General features: G+C 35.8%; 22 protein-coding genes. 2 read left to right on the plus strand and 20 right to left on the minus strand.

Annotated features, from left to right (window positions below):
* Window positions 1-141: 141 nt before the first annotated feature.
* Complete coding sequence (locus tag BN1058_RS08200) at window positions 142-582, minus strand: Dps family protein (RefSeq protein WP_090855490.1); 441 nt, start codon at window positions 580-582, stop codon at window positions 142-144.
* A gap of 158 nt (window positions 583-740) precedes the next feature.
* On the opposite strand from BN1058_RS08200, the gene BN1058_RS08205 reads away from it, so the two are divergent.
* Window positions 741-1517: a YtvA family blue-light photoreceptor gene (locus BN1058_RS08205; protein ID WP_090855493.1), complete on the plus strand. Its 777-nt coding sequence runs from the start codon at window positions 741-743 to the stop codon at window positions 1515-1517.
* A gap of 86 nt (window positions 1518-1603) precedes the next feature.
* On the opposite strand, the gene BN1058_RS08210 is transcribed toward BN1058_RS08205, so the two are convergent.
* A complete protein-coding gene (locus BN1058_RS08210) occupies window positions 1604-2284 on the minus strand; it encodes a uracil-DNA glycosylase (RefSeq protein ID WP_090855495.1) in 681 nt (226 codons plus the stop codon).
* Window positions 2285-2454: 170 nt separating this feature from the next.
* Complete coding sequence (gene gdhA / locus BN1058_RS08215; RefSeq protein ID WP_090855498.1) at window positions 2455-3828, minus strand: NADP-specific glutamate dehydrogenase; 1374 nt, start codon at window positions 3826-3828, stop codon at window positions 2455-2457.
* Window positions 3829-3993: 165 nt separating this feature from the next.
* On the opposite strand from gdhA, the gene BN1058_RS08220 reads away from it, so the two are divergent.
* Window positions 3994-4899 carry a LysR family transcriptional regulator gene (locus BN1058_RS08220; RefSeq protein WP_090855500.1) on the plus strand — a complete coding sequence of 302 codons (906 nt, stop codon included), beginning with the start codon at window positions 3994-3996 and terminating at the stop codon, window positions 4897-4899.
* Window positions 4900-5083: 184 nt separating this feature from the next.
* On the opposite strand, the gene BN1058_RS08225 is transcribed toward BN1058_RS08220, so the two are convergent.
* The 17 genes from BN1058_RS08225 to BN1058_RS08305 all read right to left on the minus strand — a co-directional run bounded on the left by BN1058_RS08225 (window position 5084) and on the right by BN1058_RS08305 (window position 23455).
* Window positions 5084-6538 carry an ABC transporter ATP-binding protein gene (locus BN1058_RS08225; protein WP_090855503.1) on the minus strand — a complete coding sequence of 485 codons (1455 nt, stop codon included), beginning with the start codon at window positions 6536-6538 and terminating at the stop codon, window positions 5084-5086.
* 21 nt (window positions 6539-6559) lie between these two features.
* Window positions 6560-7384: an ABC transporter permease gene (locus BN1058_RS08230; RefSeq protein ID WP_090855507.1), complete on the minus strand. Its 825-nt coding sequence runs from the start codon at window positions 7382-7384 to the stop codon at window positions 6560-6562.
* The gene (locus BN1058_RS08235; RefSeq protein ID WP_090856094.1) at window positions 7381-8370 is read right to left on the minus strand and encodes an ABC transporter permease; all 990 of its coding nucleotides are present in this window, start codon (window positions 8368-8370) and stop codon (window positions 7381-7383) included. The genes BN1058_RS08230 and BN1058_RS08235 overlap by 4 nt, the downstream gene beginning before the upstream one ends.
* Before the next feature lie 18 nt (window positions 8371-8388).
* Window positions 8389-9987 carry an ABC transporter substrate-binding protein gene (locus tag BN1058_RS08240; RefSeq protein ID WP_090855510.1) on the minus strand — a complete coding sequence of 533 codons (1599 nt, stop codon included), beginning with the start codon at window positions 9985-9987 and terminating at the stop codon, window positions 8389-8391.
* Window positions 9988-10019: 32 nt separating this feature from the next.
* Window positions 10020-10484 (minus strand): nickel pincer cofactor biosynthesis protein LarC2, encoded by a 465-nt coding sequence (gene larC / locus BN1058_RS08245; protein ID WP_090855513.1) that lies wholly within the window; start codon window positions 10482-10484, stop codon window positions 10020-10022.
* On the minus strand, window positions 10459-11241 hold the full coding sequence (gene larB, locus BN1058_RS08250) for a nickel pincer cofactor biosynthesis protein LarB (RefSeq protein WP_090855516.1): 783 nt from the start codon (window positions 11239-11241) through the stop codon (window positions 10459-10461). The genes larC and larB overlap by 26 nt, the downstream gene beginning before the upstream one ends.
* Before the next feature lie 67 nt (window positions 11242-11308).
* Window positions 11309-12130 carry a nickel pincer cofactor biosynthesis protein LarC gene (locus BN1058_RS08255; protein ID WP_090855519.1) on the minus strand — a complete coding sequence of 274 codons (822 nt, stop codon included), beginning with the start codon at window positions 12128-12130 and terminating at the stop codon, window positions 11309-11311.
* 123 nt (window positions 12131-12253) lie between these two features.
* A complete protein-coding gene (larE, locus tag BN1058_RS08260; RefSeq protein WP_090855522.1) occupies window positions 12254-13093 on the minus strand; it encodes an ATP-dependent sacrificial sulfur transferase LarE in 840 nt (279 codons plus the stop codon).
* Between the two features lie 78 nt (window positions 13094-13171).
* Window positions 13172-14656, minus strand: a complete 1485-nt coding sequence (locus tag BN1058_RS08265) for a lactate racemase domain-containing protein (protein WP_090855525.1) — start codon at window positions 14654-14656, stop codon at window positions 13172-13174.
* A 25-nt stretch (window positions 14657-14681) separates the two neighbouring features.
* Entirely contained in the window at window positions 14682-15518 is an 837-nt protein-coding gene (locus tag BN1058_RS08270; protein ID WP_090855531.1) for a triose-phosphate isomerase family protein, read from the minus strand.
* A 32-nt stretch (window positions 15519-15550) separates the two neighbouring features.
* Window positions 15551-16717, minus strand: coding sequence for a diphosphate--fructose-6-phosphate 1-phosphotransferase (locus BN1058_RS08275; RefSeq protein WP_090855534.1), 1167 nt, complete (start codon window positions 16715-16717; stop codon window positions 15551-15553).
* A 41-nt stretch (window positions 16718-16758) separates the two neighbouring features.
* Window positions 16759-18054, minus strand: a complete 1296-nt coding sequence (locus BN1058_RS08280; RefSeq protein WP_090855537.1) for a glucose-6-phosphate isomerase — start codon at window positions 18052-18054, stop codon at window positions 16759-16761.
* Window positions 18055-18075: 21 nt separating this feature from the next.
* Complete coding sequence (locus tag BN1058_RS08285; protein WP_090855540.1) at window positions 18076-19218, minus strand: class II fructose-bisphosphate aldolase; 1143 nt, start codon at window positions 19216-19218, stop codon at window positions 18076-18078.
* 28 nt (window positions 19219-19246) lie between these two features.
* Entirely contained in the window at window positions 19247-20395 is a 1149-nt protein-coding gene (gene nagA, locus BN1058_RS08290; RefSeq protein WP_090855543.1) for an N-acetylglucosamine-6-phosphate deacetylase, read from the minus strand.
* A 23-nt stretch (window positions 20396-20418) separates the two neighbouring features.
* Window positions 20419-21237 (minus strand): sugar phosphate isomerase family, encoded by an 819-nt coding sequence (locus BN1058_RS08295; protein WP_090855545.1) that lies wholly within the window; start codon window positions 21235-21237, stop codon window positions 20419-20421.
* 25 nt (window positions 21238-21262) lie between these two features.
* The gene (locus BN1058_RS08300; protein WP_090855548.1) at window positions 21263-21940 is read right to left on the minus strand and encodes a response regulator transcription factor; all 678 of its coding nucleotides are present in this window, start codon (window positions 21938-21940) and stop codon (window positions 21263-21265) included.
* 21 nt (window positions 21941-21961) lie between these two features.
* Window positions 21962-23455, minus strand: a complete 1494-nt coding sequence (locus BN1058_RS08305) for a sensor histidine kinase (RefSeq protein ID WP_090855551.1) — start codon at window positions 23453-23455, stop codon at window positions 21962-21964.
* Window positions 23456-23503 lie beyond the last annotated feature (48 nt).

The following is a 23503-nucleotide window of genomic DNA, read 5'->3' on the forward strand; positions in this document are numbered from 1 at the left end:
TATACTATTTTATATTTTATACATTTTCTTTACGCCCAAAAAAAATCACTTTGAACCTTTATACGATTCAAAGTGAAGAAATGTTTTTTTATTCTATTTAAGTGAAGGACTTTTTAAAGCTATGCGAAGCTATAATAACGTTTAATTAAGATAGGCATTCATCATCCAAATGTGCTTCTGTAATGTTGCAGTTACTCCAATAAAAAAGTCAGCTGTTGGCTGATCTCCAAGTTCTTCCGCCATCTGTACAATTTCTTTTGATTCAGAAACAACACGCGTAAAATCTTCCTTAAGCTGTTGAACCATCTCTTTTGTTGATTCTTCCCCTGTCGCCTCTTCCAATGAACTATGCTTAAGGTATTCTTTCATTGAAGCGATTGGCTTGTCTCCTATTGTTAAGATACGTTCTGCTAATTCATCAATATATTCAGCAGCTTCGTTATACCATGCTTCAAATTTTTCATGTAAGACGAAAAAGTCTGGCCCAGTAACATACCAATGATAAGCATGAAGTTTAGTATCTAACACATTCCAGTTTGCTAGTTGCATATTCAATTCATCAACCAATTGTTTTTTGTTCATCTTTTCAGCCTCCTTTTATGCAAGTGTACCGATTACCTTTATCTCGTGATATGATAGTTATCACACCTATGACTAGCATGCATATTGATTTTATAACTTGAAAGTGAGATAATTTTTATAATTATTATCGTTAGGACGTTTTTTTTAGGGGGTAAGGGATGAAAAATATAGATAAAAAACATGACCTATTTAAAAAAGCGCTGGATCATACCAAAGTAGGTTTAATAATCACTGATCCATCATTGGACGATCATCCAATCATATTTATCAATCAAGGTTTCATTAATATGACAGGATATCAGGCAGAAGATATTATAGGAAAGAATTGTAGGTTTCTACAAGGTGAAGAAACCGATCAAATGACAATTGATCGTATCCGTGAAGCTATAAAAAAAGAAGAAGCAATTACGGTTCAGTTGTATAACTATAAAAAAGATGGTACTGGATTTTGGAATGAACTTGCAATTGATCCAATGTGGATTGAAGAAGAACAAAAGCTTTACTTCGTCGGCGTCCAAAAAGATGTGACAAGAGAGAAGGAAAAGGAACGTTTATTAGCAGAAGCGCTAGCAGAAATGGATCAATTATCAACACCCATCGTTCCCGTTGGAGAATCAATAGCTGTTCTTCCGTTAATTGGATCTCTCCATCATACAAGAATGGAAAAACTAACGAATGCTATCTCCAACTATTTAAGTGCCTCAAAAGATGAATATCTAATTTTAGACTTATCAGGTTTGTATGAGGTTGATACATACGTTGCTTCCTCCATCTTAAAATTATTTGATTTGACATCTTTGATTGGCACACAACTTGTTCTAACAGGAATTCGTCCCGAACTTGCAATCAAGACAACCGAAATTGGTGAAAAACTTAGATTGATGAAAACATACATGACAGTTAAAGACGCAATGAAGGTTTTGCAATTCAAATAAAGCCTAGAATAAAGATAAAAAATAGTAACAGCCGAACTATAGTAATAGTTCGGCTGTTACTATTTAGATTAAAACATTCACACTTGTTATATACTCTTAATTTCCCAATCAATTGTCTCTTTACCGACTTGTTTTAATAGTTCATTCGTTTTGGAGAAAGGCTTGCTACCAAAGAATCCTCTATATGCTGATAATGGACTTGGGTGAGTTGAACGAACAATAAAATGTTTTGACGTATCAATTAACTTTATTTTCTTTTGTGCGGCTGCTCCCCATAAAATATATACAACTGGCGTTTCTTTTTGATTTAATACGTCAATCACTCGATCAGTAAACTGTTCCCAACCCATTCCTCGGTGTGAATGTGCTTGACCTGCTCGAACAGTCAATACATTATTTAACAATAGCACTCCTTGTTCTGCCCATTTTACTAAATTACCATGGTTAGGAATCGCACAACCTAGATCTGCATGTAGTTCTTTATAAATGTTACGTAATGATGGCGGGATAACTACTTCTGGCTTTACAGAAAAGCTTAAACCATGTGCTTGTTTCGGCCCATGGTAAGGATCTTGGCCTAGAATAACTACTTTCACATTATTAAAAGTAGTATAATGTAATGCGTTAAAGATATCATGCATCTCTGGGTAAATCGTTTGTGTTTGATATTCTTTTTTTAAAAACTCTCTTAATTTTAAATAATAATCTTTCTTAAACTCATCTTCCAACATTAGACCCCAGTCATTGTTTAGAATTTGCTTTTGCATCTGTCAACCAACCTTATTATAGTATCGTTATTGCCTATCGTTTAGATTATCATGAAAAAACGATCACTGCCAAAGTGAATCATTTTAAACGCACGTATCTATTTTTAATAAAAAAACATTAGGTACCTTTTAATGAAAGGTCCTAATGTTTTTCGCATCAATTATAATTTTTAGATAACCCCTTGTGCAATCATTGCATCAGCCACTTTTGTAAATCCAGCGATATTAGCACCTACCACTAAATTACCTGTAGCTCCATTTTGTTCAGAGGCTTTAACACTTGCTTGATAAATATCCTTCATTATCTCTTGTAGCTTACCATCTACTTCTTCAGCAGTCCAAGCTAGTCTTGCACTATTCTGTGCCATTTCTAACGCTGAAACAGCAACTCCGCCTGCATTGGCTGCTTTAGCTGGTCCAAATAACACATTATTTTCTATGAATGCATTAACAGCATCATACGTAGATGGCATATTAGCACCTTCGCCAATTGCTTTAACGCCATTTGAAATCAATGTATCTGCAGCCTCTTTGTTAAGTTCATTTTGTGTTGCACATGGTAATGCAATATCACAAGGAATAGTCCAGATTTTTGAAAAATCATCTACAAAAGTCGCTTCTGGATGAGTATCTACATATTCATAAATACGTTTACTTTCTACCTCTTTTAACTGTTTAACTGTATCTAATTGAATACCATTTGGATCGTAAATATAACCACTTGAGTCACTACATGCAACTACTTTTGCACCAAGCTCCATTGCTTTTTCCATTGCATAAATAGATACATTTCCTGAGCCTGAAACGACAACAGTACTTCCATTAAAGCTTAAACCTTTATCTTTTAACATTTCGTCAACAAAATATACTGTTCCATATCCTGTTGCCTCTTTACGTCCAAGACTACCACCATAACCAATTGCTTTTCCTGTTAACACACCAGCTTCATATGCTCCGCGTAATTTTTTATATTGACCAAACATATAGCCAATCTCTCTCGCTCCAACACCAATATCACCTGCAGGAACGTCTGTATCTGGTCCAATATAACGGCTCAACTCTGTCATGAAGCTTTGACAGAAACGCATGATTTCTAGATCAGATTTACCTTTTGGATCAAAGTCTGATCCACCTTTTCCTGCTCCTATTGGTTGACCAGTTAATGAATTTTTAAACATTTGTTCAAAACCTAAGAATTTGATGATACTAGCATTAACAGATGGGTGGAATCTTAATCCACCTTTGTAAGGACCAATCGCACTATTGAATTGTACTCGGAATCCTCGGTTAACCTGGACATTACCTTCATCGTCTACCCAAGGTACTCTAAATGTAAGCAATCTTTCTGGTTCGACCATTCTATCTAAAACTGCTTCTTTCATATACGCTGGGTTTTGTGCAATTGCCGGAACCAATGAATCTAAAACTTCTTTTACTGCCTGATGGAATTCTTCTTCACCAGGATTTTTTTCTACAACTTTGTCAAATAATTTTTCCACATAATCTTTTGCAACTTGTAATTGCTGATTATCTACTTGCGTCATCGGAACATCTCCCAACTATGTTTTTATTTACCTATTTTATGTTTTTTATTCTGTATTTCTATTTTACAATTTTTTCACTAATAGCTACAATATCAATATTAGATTATATTAATGCGTTTAACGCATTCCTTATAAATAAAAATGAAAAATTATTGGAGTGATTTGATGGAAACACGACAAATACAATATTTTCTAGAAGTAGCGAAGCGAGAACATATGACCGAAGCTGCAATACATTTACATGTTGCTCAATCATCTGTTAGTAGACAAATTGTTAATTTAGAAAACGAACTAGGGGTCGATCTATTCATCCGAGAAGGCCGGAGAGTTAAATTAACACCAATAGGTAAAGTTTTCTTCGAAAGAATGAATCATATTAAATATCTGATGGACGAAGCAAAGCGTGAAGTGAACGAACATCTAAATCCAGAGAAAGGAACAGTACGGATTGGGTATCCAACTAGTATGGCTGCATACACATTACCATCTAATATCTATGCATTTCGGGAACAATATCCAGAGGCTAAATTTCATATGAGTAATGCATTACATGATGATTTAATTGAAGGGATTATTGATGGTGATTTTAACTTAGCAATGATTGCACCAATGCCAGATAAAGCGTCTAAAAATAAAATTGATGGGACCATCCTATTTTCTGAAGATATTGTAGCACTACTACCAATCAATCACTCCTTAGCAAACAAAAATTCTATTAAATTAGAGACCTTAAAGGAAGAACCCTTTTTAGTTCTTCCGGAAGGACTAGTATTTAGAGACCAAGTCATACAAGCGTGTAATAAAGTTGGATTCTCCCCAAATATTGCTTTCGAAGGTAAAGATATTGACGCACTAAAGGGATTAGTATCTGCTGGTTTAGGGGTTGCCTTAATGCCTGAGATGACGTTAGTTGATAATACACCACAGTCCACTGTTGTGATTCCAATTTCCGATTCAACTTTAACACGTACGGTTGGCGTTATCTATCCAACACAAAGAAGCCTATTACCTACTGAATCATTGTTTTATCAATTTTTAGTTAATACTTATACGAAAAAGGTTAAAGCGTAAAAGAAGTATGAACTGGATTGTTAAGCAACTATATATGGTGAAATCATTTCCTTGGAAATGATTTCACCATATATAAACACATACGTAGTTTCCTTTTCGTTACTTGTAACAAATTCGCACAACCGAGTAAATCCCATCTTACTAACCTATTATTACGAACTATGATAATAGGTTAGTATACAAATCACCCATGACAAATTGATGAAAAATCAATTACTCGATCGCTAATACGGCTTAAAAGATAACTATCATGGCTAATTGCAAGTATCCCTATTTGACGTTCTCTGGCTACTTGACATACCACTTCCCACAGCCTTGCTTGTGTAATCGAATCTAACATGGTTGTCATTTCATCGGCAATTAGAAATTTTGTCTCAGCATTTAGGGCACGAGCAATACAAAATCGTTGTAACTCGCCACCGGATAATTCACTAGGCCAACGAGATAACCAATTCTCCTGAATACCAAGTTTATTAAGAAGTGAATCTGACTGCATGTCACTCTCTGCAAGTACTTTCTTCATCTTCCAACGTGGATTAATTGCTTTCTCCGGATGCTGCCAAACAAGCTGAACAGGATAAACACCTACCCTATTTCCTTTCTCTCCACTTATGTTCACATAGCCAGACGATGGTTTCACATAACCAGCTAAGATTTTGGCTAAAGTTGTTTTTCCTGCACCACTATAGCCTTGTAATCCAACAATTTCACCTGGTGTAATGGTTAGAGATAGATTGTCAAACAGAGGCTCCGCTCCCTTATAATGATAGCTTAGCTTAACAGCCCGTAATGCATTTCCTTTTACACATTTATTTGTAGATGAAGATGAAGCATAGGTTTTAACTGAACTAAAATCATTCTCTGGGAGCGCATTCCATAGTTTTTTTGTATAAGCATGCGCTAAACATTCCCCTTCTTTAGTGAATGCTTCTACTTTTGCCTCCTCTATTGTTTCACCCTGTTTAAAAACAACCACTCGATCGGCAATTGATAAAGCTGTCCGAATATCATGACTAATAAACATAACGCCTTTGCCTACTTTAGAAAGCTGTTTCAACATTTGAGTAGTTTCTTTTAAAATTACAGGGTCTAAGCCTGGTGTTGGTTCATCCGCAATAATTAAATTTGCAGGACTTATCATAGCTATAGCACCCATTATACTTCTTTGCATTCCTCCTGAAAGTTCAAATGGATATTGATCAGCTATTCTGGAAGGCAAGCCAATTCGACTAATTATATTATTTCTTATCATTTTTTTATCTTTCGAGAAAACAGCCTCCTCTACCTGTTTACCAACTTTCATAAGTGGATTTAAAGCATGTGTTGATTGAGGAATTAAAATAATTTCTTTCCCACGTAAATGCTTTAGCTCTTTCTCAGTTAAATTTTTCCCTTTATACTTTAGTTCTCCTGTCCATTTTGCATGTGACGGTAAAATACCGAGGATTGCATTTGCTAGCAAACTTTTCCCAGATCCACTTGCACCAACAACAGCTACAATCTCCCCCTCATAAATGGTAAGATTTAATTTTTTTATCACTTCTAATTTGGTTTCTATCATACCTCTTTGATATGCACGAAAGGACAAAGAAAAATCTTTTACTTCTAATAGTGGTAGATTGTGTTTATTTTGATCCATACCGATTGCTCCTTACGATTGTTAACTATGAAAAGGATCTATAAATACTCGCAGATTTTTTCCTAAAGCATCAAATAGGGTAACCATTATTACTAATGAAAACCCTGGGAATAAAGCTAACCACCACATACCAACAGATAAATAACGCATCGATTCAGCTAAAATGATCCCTATAGCTGGTTGTTCAGGTGGAAGACCAAACCCTAAAAATGTAATTGCTGCCTCGTGTAAAATGGCATGTGGAAACAATAATAAGAAACCAACAAACATTTGTGGTAGCACATGTGGAATGAAATGATGCATAATAATCCATAACTTCTTTTTGCCTAAACGATAAGAAATAGTCACAAATTCCTTGGATTTTATTTGTAACAATTCTGAACGAAGCAGTCTCGTTAAGGAAGGCCAATGGGTTAGTGAAAGCCCGATAATTACACCTTTATAGCCACCACCAAAAACAAATGAAAGAAGTAATAACATGACAATATGGGGTACACTTAGAAATAAATCAATTAAACTAGTAACCATACGATCTAGCGTTTTGTTTAAAATAGACAGTATACTTAATGCAAAAGCGATTATTGTACTAGCAAATGCCGCAAGTACACCAATCCCCATACTTATCGTTAGACCTTTCACTGTTCTAACTAACATATCTCTTCCTAACCAATCCGTTCCAAAAGGATGTTCCAAAGAAGGAGCTTGGTGCTTACTTGCTAATTGTATTGCCATTCTTTCCTCACCTATAAGTGAACCTGTCACTATAATAGCTGCCAATATCAATACAGAAAAAAGGATAGATACAATGACACGTTGTCTTTTTGAAAGAGGAAGTATTTTGCTCATATACTGTCCTCCCTACGTATACGAGGATCTACTACTACATATAAAACGTCTGCAAGTGTATTTCCAAAAAAGACAAAAATAGTACTAAACAGTACAATTCCTAAGAGTAATGGAACATCTCCATTTAAACCCGCTTGAACAACTGCTTGTCCTAATCCAGGATAGGAAAAGACTTGTTCAGCTAAAATAGCCCCTCCAAAAATCTCTCCAAATGAAGCAAAATGTAGGGAGATAGCTGGGAGTGAGATATTTCTTAATGCATGCCGAAACAGAAGTGCATGTCCCTTTATCCCCTTAGCTACTGCATAGCGAATAAAATCACTGTTATATGTATCTATAAGCTTTTGCCGTGTATGTAAGGCAATGTTAGACACACCAATAATACTTAATGTCAGAACTGGTAGGATTAAATGATTTAATTTATCAGAAATGGAAACATCCTCTGCCAAAATGCCCGCTGGTGAAGCTAATCCTATCGGAAACCAGCCCAGCCAAACTGAAAATAACATTAACATCATTAATCCTAACCAGAAGGTAGGAGTGGAGGCTAACAAGTAACAGTAACCTTTTAATAGTTTATCTACCCATGTCCCTTGCTTTATTCCAGCTATAATACCTATCACAAAGCCAACTAGACCCGATAGAATCCATGCTAGCCCCATTAATGTTAAGGACGCTAAAAAGCGTTCACCTATGACGTGTAATACAGGAGCACGATATATTGCGGACGTGCCGAAATCACCTTGAAGTAAAGACAAGCCCCAGCTAGCAAGGCGATCAACTATTGGTTCGTTTAACCCCCAATATTCAGCAATTGCCGCTCGTTGCTCCGGTCCAACCCTTGTCATATCTGCTCCAATATAAGATTGAACTGGATCAATTGGTGAATAGGAGAGTAATAGATATGAAAAGACACTAACTACAATTAGTAACGATACGAGTTTTATGCCTTTTTTAACTATAAATTTCACTATTTGTTGTACTATCACGCGATTGCCCCTTTTCTATTCTTTCCAATGCCAGTCTGATATAAAATCTGTAATTGGCCAACCATGACCGTGTGGCTGTATTTTTTGCTTTCCAATGTCTAATTTTTCATTAACAAAATATAAATGATCTACATTGACCAACCAGATCCAAGGTGCATCACCTTTAGCGGAAAAACCAGTTTCTCCATCCCATTGTGCTTTTTTCCACCACTTCATTGCTTCTCCTTGTGAAGTAGTACGTAATGCCTTATTCATATAGTTATCTACATTGGCATTAGAATAATAGTTAGCATTATAATATCCAATTCCTTTGGTTGAACTACTATATAGATGATACATTTCAAGAGGACTATGACTACCCCACCCCATCATTACTGGCTGGGAATACATCACTTTCTCTATCTCATTCCAACTTTTACCTTTTGGTGTAACTTTGACACCTAGTGGCTCAACCATCTCAGCAAAGGCAAGTGACAGTGATTGACGAATTTGATCCCCTGCAGGATAAACTAAAGAAATAGAAGCTTCTATTCCATCTTTTGCTCTTATTCCATTATCTTGGAGCTTCCAGCCTGCTTTCTCTAAAGTGAACTTCGCTTCTTCTACACGATTATCCTCAATTACGGTAACTTCATTCCACCATGGTAAACCATCAGCAACCGAATAAGCTGGTGTTCCGAAACCGTTTAAGATACCATCAACTAGCAATTGCCTATCAATTGCCATATTCATCGCTTTTCGGATAGCTATATCTGCTGTTACATCATTCCCAATCGGAAAATGATCCTCTGTCTCTCCACTAGAGACTACATAAGGTAACATAACTCCTCGATTGTCTACCGATTTTAACTGAATTAACCGCATGCCTTCTATTTTTGATTCGCCTGAAGCGGCTGGTACAGAAACCACGTCAACCTGACCTGCTTTCGCTGCAGCAAAAGCAGCATCTTCAGATAGGAAAAGAAAAGTAAGCTTTTGAAAATAGGGTTGTTTCCGATAATAATTCGGATTCGCTTTTACAATTATTTGCTGTCCCTTCTCCCATTGTACTAGTTGATAAGGTCCAGATCCTATCGGATTTTCCTTGTATGTATTACTATAAGCATGTTCCGGTACAATACCCGTTGTTGCCAGCGTATAAATAAAAGTAGAATCTGGTTCTTGTAGTGTTATTTGTATTGTAAATTCATCTTTTGCTTCTATTTTCTTCATATTATTTAAATCAACAACAGAAGCACTGTTTTTTGTTTTGTTAAATGTAAAAACAACATCTTTCGCATCAAGTAGTTCTCCATCAGCAAAAAGAACATCTTGTCGAATTTTAATTGTCCATTCTAAACCATCACGACTCACTTCATACGATTCTGCCAAATCATATTTTATTTGAAAATCAGCATCATAGGTAAATAAGGTACTTTGGAAAAGCGGATTACCATATCTCCCCCACCCTAAAGTTGGATCAAAACCATCCTCCGGTTCACTTCCAATAGCGAGTATTAATTCATTTTTTCTAGCTTCTGCTGTTTGTTTATCTGCATTTGTTTCATCCAGTTGTTTCGAGCAAGCTACTAATAATAAAAACAACACAAGTGCTATACCAATTAATTTTTTCATATGCTTACCCCTTTTAACTCTAACCACTTAATTCATAACAATTTCCATATATAGTGGTAGACTTGTTTTAAAGGAATGCCATGTTTCGTTGCTATTTCACGGCACTCTTCATACTCTGGAGAACTTTGAAAAACGATGCCATCTTTCATCCCTTGCTTCACTGTTACCGGTCCCCATTCTGTTTCTAAAGTTATAAATTTTCTTTCCATCCGGTGAACTGTCAATGGATAATAACGAATACCAAGTGTCGTTGTTTCTGCTAATAAAATATTCTTTATTTTGTCCATTGAAGAGATAGAACACAAAAGCTGTAGCAATATACCAGGACGATTCTTTTTCATATAGATAGGAGAATAAAACACATCATTTGCTCCGGCTTCTAATAAACGATCCATCACAAAACCCAGCCATTCTCCAGACATATCATCTAAATTCACTTCCATCTTAACCATCTGCTCGTCGATATGCTCCTCATTCGGAGGATGTTGGATTGACAAAATAGTTAACCTCCTTATTATGAGTTTGGGAAAGTGAATCAATTAAAACAGCACTATACGCTCCACCAAAGCCGTTATCAATATTGACAACACTAATTCCACTTGCACATGAGTTCAGCATAGTTAATAATGCTGATAAACCTTGAAAATTAGCACCATAACCAACACTAGTTGGTACAGCTATAACTGGATGAGATACCAGACCACCAACAACGCTTGGCAATGCACCTTCCATTCCCGCCACCACGATGGAAGTCGTTGCTTCTTGTATCTCTTTTGCTTGGTCCAGTAAGCGATGAATTCCAGCGACTCCGACATCATAAAAACGACGAACATTACTTCCAAGCAATTCAGCCGTAACAGCTGCTTCTTCCGCTACAGGTAAATCGGATGTACCAGCACATACAACCGCAATATAACCAGCGTGTTTTTGTCTAATTGTATCTGCTTTCCAATACAGAATACGAGCAATTTCTTGATAGGTTAGCTCAGGGTGAAATTTAAGAATCTCATTCGCTTTTCTTTTATTTATCCTTGTAATAAGTACATCATTATTTTTCGCTTGAATTGCTTCCATTATGGATATAATATGTTCAACAGTTTTACCTTCACCGTAGATTATTTCCGGAAAACCTTGACGTTTTTTTCGATGATGATCTACTTTTGCATAACCTAGATCTTCATATGTAGCTAATTTTTGTTTTGCCTCTTCTACACTTAATGTTCCCTCTTGAACACGCCTTAATATCTCTTCCATGCTTCATCACTCCCTACAATTTGGGGCATTTCCATCTTTAATACGTTATCCGACTTAGATTACCAACTCAAAGTTCACCAATTACAATCCGTAATACATTTGGATGGTTAGGGAATGTCTTGGTACCAGCACCATATCCAATTTGTTCAACTTTCATCGAAGGTAAAGTACAGTAATCAGATGCTAGAACGGCGACAATTGCTGCACCAGTAGGTGTTGTCAATTCAGCGTTTCGATTACTTTGAGCAATCGGAATGTTGCGTAAAACCTCTAAAGTTGCTGGGGCTGGAACGGGATATATGCCATGATCAATATGAATGTGGCCGGAACCAGTCGGAACAGGGGATGATTTTACTACATCGACTGCCAACTGCTCTACTAAAATAGCTGTTCCAACGATATCAATAATCGAATCCACAGCCCCTACCTCATGAAAATGTACCTCTTCTAAAGGTTTGCCATGGATCTTTCCTTCTGCTTTCCCGATAATCTCAAACATTTGTAATGAAACATTTTTCACCTTATCCGATAAGTCAGATTCTTTAATAAGCTTGACAATATCTGAATAAGCGCGATGATGATGTGCGTGTCCATGAGAATGGGAGTGAATATGTTCATGTGTATGTTGATGATCAGTATGTGTCTCCAAGTCTGTTTCATGTGTATGATGATGTAAATCAACCGTATTTTCTTCTAACAGTACATCAAATTTTGTACTAGCTATCCCATTCTTTACGACTTTTTGTATATTTAGTTGATATTCTCCTTCAATATGTAATTTTTTTAATTCTGCTACTAAATGTTCAAAATCTCCACCTGCGTCTAATAGTGCACCTATAGTCATATCTCCACTAATTCCTGAAAAACAATCTAAATAAAGAATTTTCATTGGTTATACTCCTTTATCTTTAACATTTTCGGAATATCCGCTTTGTTTCATCAACAGTATCATAAGACAGCAGTTTTCATTTACTTAAAAATCTAAAACTGCTGTCTTATTGTTCTTTCACTTTTATGCTTGTGCTGCTAGTTTCGATTTTGTAGACGATTCGGGCAAAACTTCATTCATACTACCTGTGCGATAGCCACGAAGATCAACAGAAACATAATCAAAGCCTAAGTGGATCAGTTTATTTTGTATTTCTTCTCGTCTTCCTAATAGTTCCACCATTTTTTCACGAGCAACTTCAATCCGAGCTACATTGTCATGATAGCGTACACGCACTTCATCAAAGCCTAGCTCTTTTAAATAAACTTCCGCATCATCTACTTGTTTTATCAACATTTCATTTAGTTCAATTCCATATGGAAAACGAGAAGCCAAACTACAGGATGCTATCTTATTCCAAACAGGCAGATTCAACTCTTTTGCAAGCTTACGCACATCTGATTTATACATCTCTGCCTCTTGTAATACACTACGAATCTCTTCTTCCGTTCTAGCTGTTAAACCAGGACGAAAATCTTCTTCATCATCCATGATCATACCATCTAGAACGTATGGATAATTCATCTCTTTTGCAAGCTGGTTTAAATGTGAATAAAGTAGTTTTTTGCTATAATACCAGCTATCCGGAATGTTTTTTACAATCTCGGGATGTTCTAATTCCTTTATTTCTGTTTGATAAACTTGCACACCAATTTTTTCTGCTAAAGCAACTGCTGCATCAAACTCAGAATCACGGAACAATTCGGAGTTAACAATAACTGCTAGCACATTGTCTCCCAATTCTTCTTTGGCTCTCTTTAATACAACAGTGCTGTCTACCCCTCCAGAAAAAGCAACCATCACGCGTCCCATATTGTTTAAAATAGTCCCTAATTGTTGATTTTTTTCCTCTAATCTACGCATTTCTTCACCCCATTTTCCTTGTACAGGAATATTTTGAATCAAACGATTTAACTATTACTACGTTTAAAAAACACATAATTACATATGCATATGCCCATGATGGTGTATTTCCTCACCATTATAGACTTCATCTTCCATCATCAAATGGACAGAAGCTGTTTTAAACGTCCTCGGTAATGCTAGGATATTTGGATTTTTTCCAACAATTTTTCGTTTCGCATCTTCCAAAGCTTCTTCAAATGTTGCACGGGTTTTCAGTCCCATCCCTCGAGCAAACCCTGGTTGTTCTGCCCCTACTACATAAACAGCAGCAGCATTCTTCTCAGCAATATGCGCACTAGAAATCATTGAAAAACCATGGAATGGATGATAAGCAAAAGCATGCCGATACTTACGAATGTAGGCTTCATCCGTTGCAAAATATTCGCCATAACGATTCATATCTGGCAATGTCTGCATACCGTCTTTCTGAAACATGTCATACATTTCTCTTGTATATGGCCATATTTCATCATGGAAATCCCCATTACAAATACTTGAACATATAATGACACAATTATCACTCATCACTCTGCGATGACGTACGATTTGGGCTGAAATAGCTTGCATCATCATAATTGGATTCGTACCCATTCCATCACCATAGTGAAAGGATTTTGGTAATCCAAAAACAAGCACGTCATATTTTTCCTTTGCGTAGGGTACAAATGTGCGCTTATTTGCTGCTTTCCAAGATAATTGTTGCATTTCTTTTGCATATCCACTGAATATCTCAATTTGACGCGCTTTTGTATCTAGCACCGCATCACAACAAAAGAACTTCTTACCCATCTTCTCTTCCATATGCATGCTAATCTCATCAAACTTTGTTCGCATTAACGAATGTGTAGTAACAGGTACAAAGTCTTTTCGATGCATTACCTTTGGGACATGATGCGTTGCAATTGATTTCCAATGATTGATCCCTGTTGCACTATGTTTATATCCTCCAGAATAACCACCGTATGGATTTCCTAATGTATGACCAATCAAAATTGCTACATCACTGTCATAAACATATTTGTTGATATATACTGGATCTCCGCTTTCCGTCATTCCTAAATCTACTAAATGATCATAGTCTTCACTATCATGGTTAATAATTTGATTGGTAAACCAAAAATCGTGAAAAATCTCTTTACCTAAAATATTTCTAATTTCCTTATCCGTATTTTTTCGATGAAGTCCATTTGAACATATGAAAATGATGTCTTTCTTTTCTACACCGACATCATATAGTTCCTTCAAAATAAGTTTAATGGAAACTTTTCGGTGTGCTGTTTCATGTTCTCCACCTTTTACTCGGTCAGGGAAAATGATACTTACTTTTGAACCCTTTTTTGCTAGGTTTGTAAGTGGCTCCATTCCAATCGGATTTCGAATTGATTCTAATGTTCTTGCTTCTATTTCATCTGTTGGTATATGGGGAGGATCAGGAACCGTTTCCCCTGGTATAAATACATCTGTGTCATCTGGTAATTCTGCATCCATCAGCCCATGGCCATATTCAAACGATAGTTTCATAAAATCCCCTTCCTCTTACATGACTTTAATTGCCTAAATATTTTTGAACAATAGTTAAATACTCATCTGGATAAAAACCAATTTCACCTTGGAATCGAGTGAGTGCTATTAAACCGCCATCTATTTCTGGGATAGAAGCAAGCATCTCTGCATTGTCTTCCTTTAATCCTCCACCATAGATAACTGGTAAATTATCCGTTTCTTCTTTAATAAAGGTAGCTACCTTTTGAATATACGCTTTTCCTGGTGGTGTTTTCCCTGGACCGATTGCCCATACTGGTTCATAAGCTATAGTGATATTCTCATGTTCTAAATCTCTTAGCCCTTCGTTTAATTGATTCTTTAAAACACACTGCCAATTGTCATGCTCTTCTTCCTTTTCTCCTATACAATAAAGAACAGATAAACCGGCTGCTTTTGCTGCCTTTATTTCTTTATTCAACATAAGATTAATAGCTTTTTCATCTTTTACATTTGCCGTATTTAACATGTCTGCCTTATCGTTTCGTTCCTCACAGTGACCAATAATTGTACTTGTTGTTCCCAAAGACTTCATCGCATTTGCTGTTCGATTGGTTGTAAATGCTCCAAAATTTCCGCCAACAGCTGTATCCTCACGATATACGCTTTGACTACCAATTTGTAAATTTGCATTGTCTTTTAATACACTTACAGCCGGTAATATGTGCGCCTCTGGCAGATACATAATGAACTCTACTTGATCATTCTTATATTTTTGTAGAGCGTCTTGCGTTTCCTTTACAATAAATTCCCCCCATTGTGCTGGGTTGGCAATACGATTCACACCTCCAAATGTGCTAGGAATATCAAACCGTTTTAGGTTTACATAAATTTTCTTCATCGTATAACCCTTTCCTTCTTATATTGTTAGAACTATATTTTTTCTTTGAAATTAATAAAGTCAGGAATGCTTTTTCCAATTAATGGACTGCACCAATCAATAAACGATTGTGTGACATGATTTCCCCGCTCATTGATAAAATGGCTAGGTAATTTCTTCTCATGCAGCATGACTTCACTAATTGGCACGAATGATGTCTCCATGCTGTACGGATCGTTGGATATTCTATGAATACCAACCATCACACCTGAATGACCAGCTAATGCCGCTTGAACTGCCTCTCTGCCAACCTGAATTGCCTCTTGTCGATCTACTTCTGATTGATGTGCCATCGATGTTCTTCCTATTAATCCTGGTTTTTCACTTCTTGCCTTGATTCCTAGTTTTTTAATTACTAGATTAGCCAAATGTGCACTGACATCTCCATAATAAACCGCTCGATCTGTTTTAAAGATTGGTGGAACAATGGAGACCCCATTCTTATCTTTTAACCCTTCACTTACGACCACAACAACGCCACCTAGTTGATCATAAAGTTTCTTCACATCTACTAAGAATTCCTCCTCATCAAATGGTCTTTCTGGTAAATAAACTAAATGAGGAGCATCTTGTTTCGTTTTCTTCGCCAAAGCAGATGCCGCTGTAATCCATCCTGCATTTCGCCCCATTGCCTCAATAATTGTGACATGGATTGGTAAAGCCTTAACATCACTACCGATTTCAGCTGTTGTATTTGCAATAAAAGTTGCCGCACTACCATAACCGGGCGCATGATCAATAATAGCTATATCATTGTCTATCGTTTTTGGTATTCCAACCGTATAGATGTCCTCTTTTTTACATACTTCATATACTTTTCCGCACGTGTCCATCGTGCCATTCCCGCCATTGAACAATACATATTTAATATTGTTTCGTTTAAAAATGTCTTTCATTTGCTCATAATGTATTTGTTCAACTGCAAATCGGGATGATCCAATGGCTGTACCAGGTGTTTGAAGCAAAAGCTTTAATTCCTCTTCAGGGGTCTCAGCTAAATCAAGAAAGTTTTCATTTAGGATTGCCTCTGTTCCCCCAATTGCTCCATACACTTTATCAATTTGATCACTTTTTTTTGCTTCCGTAATTACGCCATATAAAGATGCATTTAAAACAGCCGTCGGTCCGCCACCATGTACAATTAATAGATTACGCTTCAACGTGCTACACCTCCTGCTTCTTTAATAATCTAACAAATGACTTATGATGATGATTTCCCTAAATTGTCAAACATCTGTTTTTTGTAATCCTCCACGCCTGGTTGATTAAACGGATTTATATCTAAAATTTGCCCTGACAAATAACAAGAGAACATGAAAAAATAAAATAATTGTCCAAAGTAGTATGCATTTAGCTCAGGTAAAGTAATGATCAAACATGGAATTCCACCAGCTTGATGTGCATCCACAGTTGCGTTAAAAACACTTTGATTAATATCCCATAAATCCTTTCCATTTAAGTAATCAAATCGGTCCTTTACATGATCTGATTGCAATATATAACTACTATTCTGCTTTTCTACATGAAGGAAAGTTTCAAATATGAATTTCTTCCCGTCCTGAACATATTGACCAACAGAATGTAAATCCTCTGAATAACTTACCGAGACAGGAAAAATTCCTTTGTCCTGTTTTCCTTCACTTTCTGCAAATAGTTGAATCCACCACTTTGCAAAATAATCAAACTGTGGTTCAAAAGTTGCTAACATCTCTATGTCATAACCCTTTTGGAATAGAAAATTACGGCATGTTGCATACAATAAAGCTATATTCGATTCAGTTGTGTCTTTGATCAATAGTTGTTGCATATCTTTAGCGCCTTCAATAATTCGTTCTATTTCTATACCAGCAACAGCTATCGGAAATAACCCTACATTTGATAGAACTGAAAATCTTCCGCCAATATTCTCTGGAAATGCAAGAAACGTATAACCGTGTTGTTTACTTAATTGATGTAGCCACGTTCCCTCTGTACCAGTCACAATAATTCGTTTGTTGGCCTCTTGACCATAATTTTGATATAAAAAATCTCTTAAAATACGAAAACCAATACCCGGTTCTATCGTTTCAAAATTTTTTGCAATTACATTAACATACACAGACTTTCCCTTTAGCTTTTGTACCATTTTATTTACATAATGAGGTGACATATTATTGCCTAGATATAAAATTTGCGGTGACCCATCTTGTTGAAGTGATTTAATTACAGCTCGTGCTGCTTGATTCGATCCACCTACACCTATTAACACAAATACATCTGCATCGTCTCTAATCTCGGCAGATAATCTCTCCATATGTTGAATGGCACACTTTCCTGCCCATTCTTCAACAGATAGCCAACCCAGATTATCTTCATGATGTAAAAGAGATTGGTTATCTTTTTTTCTCTTCAAATTTTGAATCGCTTTATCTAAGTATATTTTGTTCTGGCATAACTTCTCTGCTAGTTCTTGTTTATCGATTAATGGATCCTTGTAATGAAAAGTAAAATTAGTCATTTTTAATAACTCAAATCCTTTTTAATAGAATCGTTTCATCCCTTCCAAAGTTACCTTCTCTACCAAAGGGGCTTTTCCAACAGAATTAAAATGAACAATTAACGTACCGACTATTTCTTTTACACCATTCTCTATAGCAGCTATAATGGCTTCTACATCATCATTTGGTATGTCACCCGTTGTAACGGTTTTCATAATTGGTGTGATAAATGCTCTTGGATCTACTTGTGAAGGATTCTCTTGCAATAATTTATAAATCGATCCAATTGTGTCACTGTTCTTCTTGTCTTCATGATTAGCAAAAAACTCTCGCAAGTTTCTCGTCACAGCTAAACGTATATCAGAATCAACATTAATTTTATTTATCCCAGCATGTATAGCTTGTTGAATTTGAGGAATAGAAATCCCTCCTGTATTACTCACACTTCCACCTAATTCATTAATCTCATCTACGATATATTTAGGGATAGACGATGATCCATGTGATACAATTCCACAAAAGATACGTTCATAATTTAGAATTTCACGAATGGCAGTTACAATCTCTTTTCTTAGCTTTACATCTTTCCCTTTATTCGGTCCATGCATTGTGCCATATGAGATTGCCAAACAATCTACTTCTGTTTTCCGAATAAAATCAATGGCTTGCAATGGATTTGTATATGTGGAAGTTTCCGAGAAGACATGGTCTTCTACTCCTGCTAAAACACCCAATTCTCCTTCAACCGTTACACCCTTAGGGTGTGCATACTTAACAACTTCTCTCGTTAATTCCACATTATCCTCATAAGGTAAATGCGAACCGTCAATCATGACCGAAGTAAAACCACCATCAATGGCTGCTTTTACAGAATCAAGATCTTTCCCATGATCCAAATGTAGGGCAATTGGGATTGGTGAGTTTTCTCCATACTTACGAACGGCATCACCAAGTCGTTTAGCACCTATTCGCTTATCTTCTAATGTAGAGTGCAAGAAATCTCCTCGCCCTCCCATAAAACCGTTAGCAAGATCTGCACCTTGCAATAATGCTGGTGAACGCAGCATTTCATGTACTTCAATGGCTGCTTTTACTTGGGCTACAGCATTCACGTTAAAGGCTCCTTGTGCATAGCCGTGTGTATGTGCTGCCTGTAATAATGGTCGTAATGGTACTACTGGCATTTAAATCCCTCCGTTTTTAATCACTTTCTTATTTATTCAATTGTTTTCCAGTTACAAACGTATCTATTACATCATAATCCTCATTTAATATGACAAAATCAGCAAGTTTGTTGACCTCAATTGATCCTTTATCTTCAAATATCCCAAGCATTTTGGCAGGGTTCTCTGTCCAAAGTCTAATGACCTCCTCCAATGGTCTACCGGTAAATTTCATAAGATTTTTTAATGATTGATTACTAGTTAATGTACTACCAGCACGGACATTCTGATCAGCAAGCCTTGCGTCACCATCTTCAACCACAATATCGTTCACACCTAGTTTGTATTTCCCATCTGGTAAACCTGTTGCCATAATAGAATCAGTAATAGCCACCACTTTATCTAAACCTTTTGCTTTTAGTAATAAACGAACAATTCCTGGATGCAAATGTCTGCCATCACAAATCGCTTCACAATAAGCATCTGATTCAAGCGCCGCACCTGCAATTGCAGGATAATGTTGATGTAATAGTTGCATGGCATTAAATGTATGTGTAATGGATGTCGCTCCATTTTCAATCGATTGCATAGATGTTTCATAATCAGCACCGGAATGTCCTAGTGATACAGTAATTCCTAACGCTTTCATCCTTGCAATATTATCTACAGCACCTTCTACTTCAGGAGCAATGGTAATGTACCTCACATCTCCATTAGCTGCCTTTTGATACTCTTCTAGTAAATCCATATTAACCGCTGTTAATAAGTGCTCTGGCATAGAGCCTTTGTAAGCAGGTGCTAAAAAAGGGCCTTCCAAATGGATCCCAATTAAATTTGTATGATGACCATGACGCGCTTTAAATAAATTATATTGTTCAATTGCCCATAATGTTTGTTCTCTCGTATCTGTTAGAATAGAACATAACCATGAAGTAGTTCCTTGACTAGCATGAAACGCACTTAATTTCTCTAAATCATCTACACTAGCAGCATTCACGTCTACATTCACCGCTCCATGTGTATGCACATCTATACATCCTGGTAGTACATAATTTCCCTTCGCATCATACACGGTTACCTCTTTAGGATCTAACGCTTCATTGGTAATCTGTGCTATTTTTCCGTTTTCCACTACTATATTTGCTGTTCTGAAAGCATGATCAACATAAACCTTTCCATTTCTAATATATAAATCCATCATTATATCTCCCATCTATAAAGTTATTTAAGTTTTGCTACAAACTTAGTTAATTTGATATTAATATCATGATGTTTTTGTAATAAACTTACAGGAAATGTTGTCGCTTTTTCTCCATATGCAGCTCGACGCACAACAGCTCGATGCCAATCTCGAAAACATCCTAAACGTATCTTTCTTGCATGAAAGATTTCATACATACCAACAGTCACACAAAACGTTGGCATTTCCTCTATTGCGCCATGCAAATCCCCAATTGAGTTAACCGCTCTCGTTTCCTGTGATATTTTTTGAATCCTTGTTTTTAGTTGTAAAAATTCATCCCCACTAAGCGCTGACTGGGGTTCATTAAAAGCTACATGCCCATTTATACCAATTCCTCCAAATGCAATATCAACACCACCTAATGATTCGATTAAATCAGGTATTCTCTCAATCGTTGAAGGATTGGGAAAAATTCGTTGTTCTTCTGGCATAATTAATTCGTGCTTTAACTTCGCATATACTTCTTGTTCCATAAATCGACGAAAACTTAGTCGATCTTCCGTATTAATCAGCTGCATGTCTTCTGTTAAATATTCATCCATATTAATAAACCAAACATTCTTCAAACTTACATTTCTTTGATTTACGATGTCTACAAAATATGGATATTGCCCAACTGGACCAACAGGAACAATAAAAACGGTATGATCATTTTGTTCGTTTTTTCTCTCAATTTCTTCTACCATTTCCTCTGCAATAGATTGAAATACTTCCTCGTTATCTTCCATTACAATCAATGGGATTTTCGGATTTGAAACAAGCTCATCTTCTGAATAGTTGTAAAAATCATTATTCATCCTTTATTCTCCCTCCACTGAATATCTAGAATAAATGAGTTAAATTTAACTCTTTAATTTGTTTTACAATTTCCTTTGTTCGAGAAACTTCAAATTTCTTTAATAATCTATTTATCTGTGATTTGATGGTAACAATTTCGACGCCTCTTTCTTTAGCAATTTCACGCACAGTCATTTTTTGGAGTAAGTAACTAATTAATTCTCGTTCCGTTCTTGTTAAATTAGGAATTCTATTCACAAAATATAAAAAGCTTTTTTCTGACTGTTGTAACCTTTTATATTCTTGCATGACTAACGCTTGAATTTTGGCTTCCATTAATGGTTTTCCTTCGTAGGCACTTCGTATATGTTTTAAAACCGTCTCGTTTGGACTACCCTTTACGATATAATCAATCGCACCAGTTCCCATTGCTGTCAAAATCATTTCCTTTGTTTCATGAACACTTAAAAAAATAATTTTTGCTTCTCTATTAAAAGCTCTTATCCGTTCTGTTGCTTGAATACCTGCTGTTGTATTTTCCATTTCAATATCCATCAAAATAAAATCAAAATCGATATGTTTTGCCAACTCGACGATCTCTTTTCCACTATTAGCCGTTGCGACAATTTCCATATCTGACTCATTGTTAATCACGTGCTCCATTTCTTCTACAAGTAATTGAAAATCATCAGCAATCATTAATTTTATTTGTTTACTACTCATAACCAATCACTCATATTCCTTTTATTTTGGGAGAAGGATATAAAATGTACTTCCCTTCCCTTTCTCACTTTCATAACGCAAGCTTCCAAAATGTTTTTTTGCAACCATCCGAACATACTGTAGTCCCATTCCCCAGTTATAATTGGAATTTTTATTTGAATAAAATGGTTCAGCTATTTTTTTTATTTCTGATTTGCTAATCCCAACTCCATTATCTTTTACTTCCACAATGGAATAAGAACTCACTTCATAGCAACTCACTTTCAATTCGCCCTGCTTATTCTCATCTAGCGTGTTTTCATTTATCGCCTCTTGTGCATTAATCAATAAATTATAGATTGCCTCACTCAGATGAGTTTTATCTGCAAACACGGTGATATCCTTTTTAATAGCTAGCTCTATCGTTTTATCAGGAAATTTATGATGAAATGCATCTAGTGACATATTTATCACATCTTTTATTTTTACTGGACTAAGACGAACGACATTCGTTTTAATAGAGTTATAAAGCGTGTCCATACGTTTCAATATATTCTCATTCTGTTTTGATAATGTGTCATGATATTCTTTTATTTGCTGCATATTCACTGACTCACTATCATATATTCGATTAATTCGATTCAGTATGACTTTATTAGCAAGTAATTGATTCTTTATCCCATGAACAAACATAGACGCCCCAGAACTAATTGCCTCAAACTTTCGTTGTATCGTTATCTCTTCCCGATTTGATTCTAAAATTTCAAAGGTATACCTCCCTAAACTTGTAAAACCTATAATCGCAAATACAATATTAAAAAGAACAATCGTAATATAAGCAGGAATAGACAATACTGCATTCATATAGTAAATCCCATTGCCCCATGTACGTTCTGCATAATAAAATTGATATACTTGAGCAGGATCTTGTCCGAAATACAAAAGGTATAATAGACTTAGCGAGCATACAAAAGCAATTACGGAAATAAACCTCTTCTGTAAGAATTTAATTTTGGTTGCTTTAAATTCTATGGCTAGCAGGATAAAGGAAATGATAATGTAAATAACAATCCACACCATCATACTTGTAACAAGAATTTGTTGCATAATAAGACTTTCACTAGTGATAAAACGAAATACTGCGGGGTAGTACAAAATGAGTGAAATGATAGGCATAATAAATAGTAACTTTTTTATGAATCGACTCTTCCGTATATATTTGATTCTGGAATAGTGTATCGCTAACAATAATAAAAACAGTGGAAATAAATAGCGTCCAATTGCAACAATCATTCCTAAATTATCTAATGTAATAAAGAAAAATTGTATATTTGTTTTTATTTCATGTGTAAAAAAGAAAAAATTTTGTAGATCTCTACTAATTCCGCCTTTTTTCGCAATATAAATAAGAATACCTGTTAACATCGTTGCAAGACTTACACATAAACCAAATAAATAAAATGTTTCTTTATTCCTCTTCATTATTAAGAGAGTAATAGAAGAAAAAATTAAAAATATCATTAAAATAATTAGCATAAAGAATCACCTTTTATCAGAGAATGGGCGGTCACAGAATTGTGACCA

It is taken from the genome of Paraliobacillus sp. PM-2 (assembly GCF_001368815.1).
Taxonomy (GTDB): Bacteria; Bacillota; Bacilli; order Bacillales; family Amphibacillaceae; genus Paraliobacillus.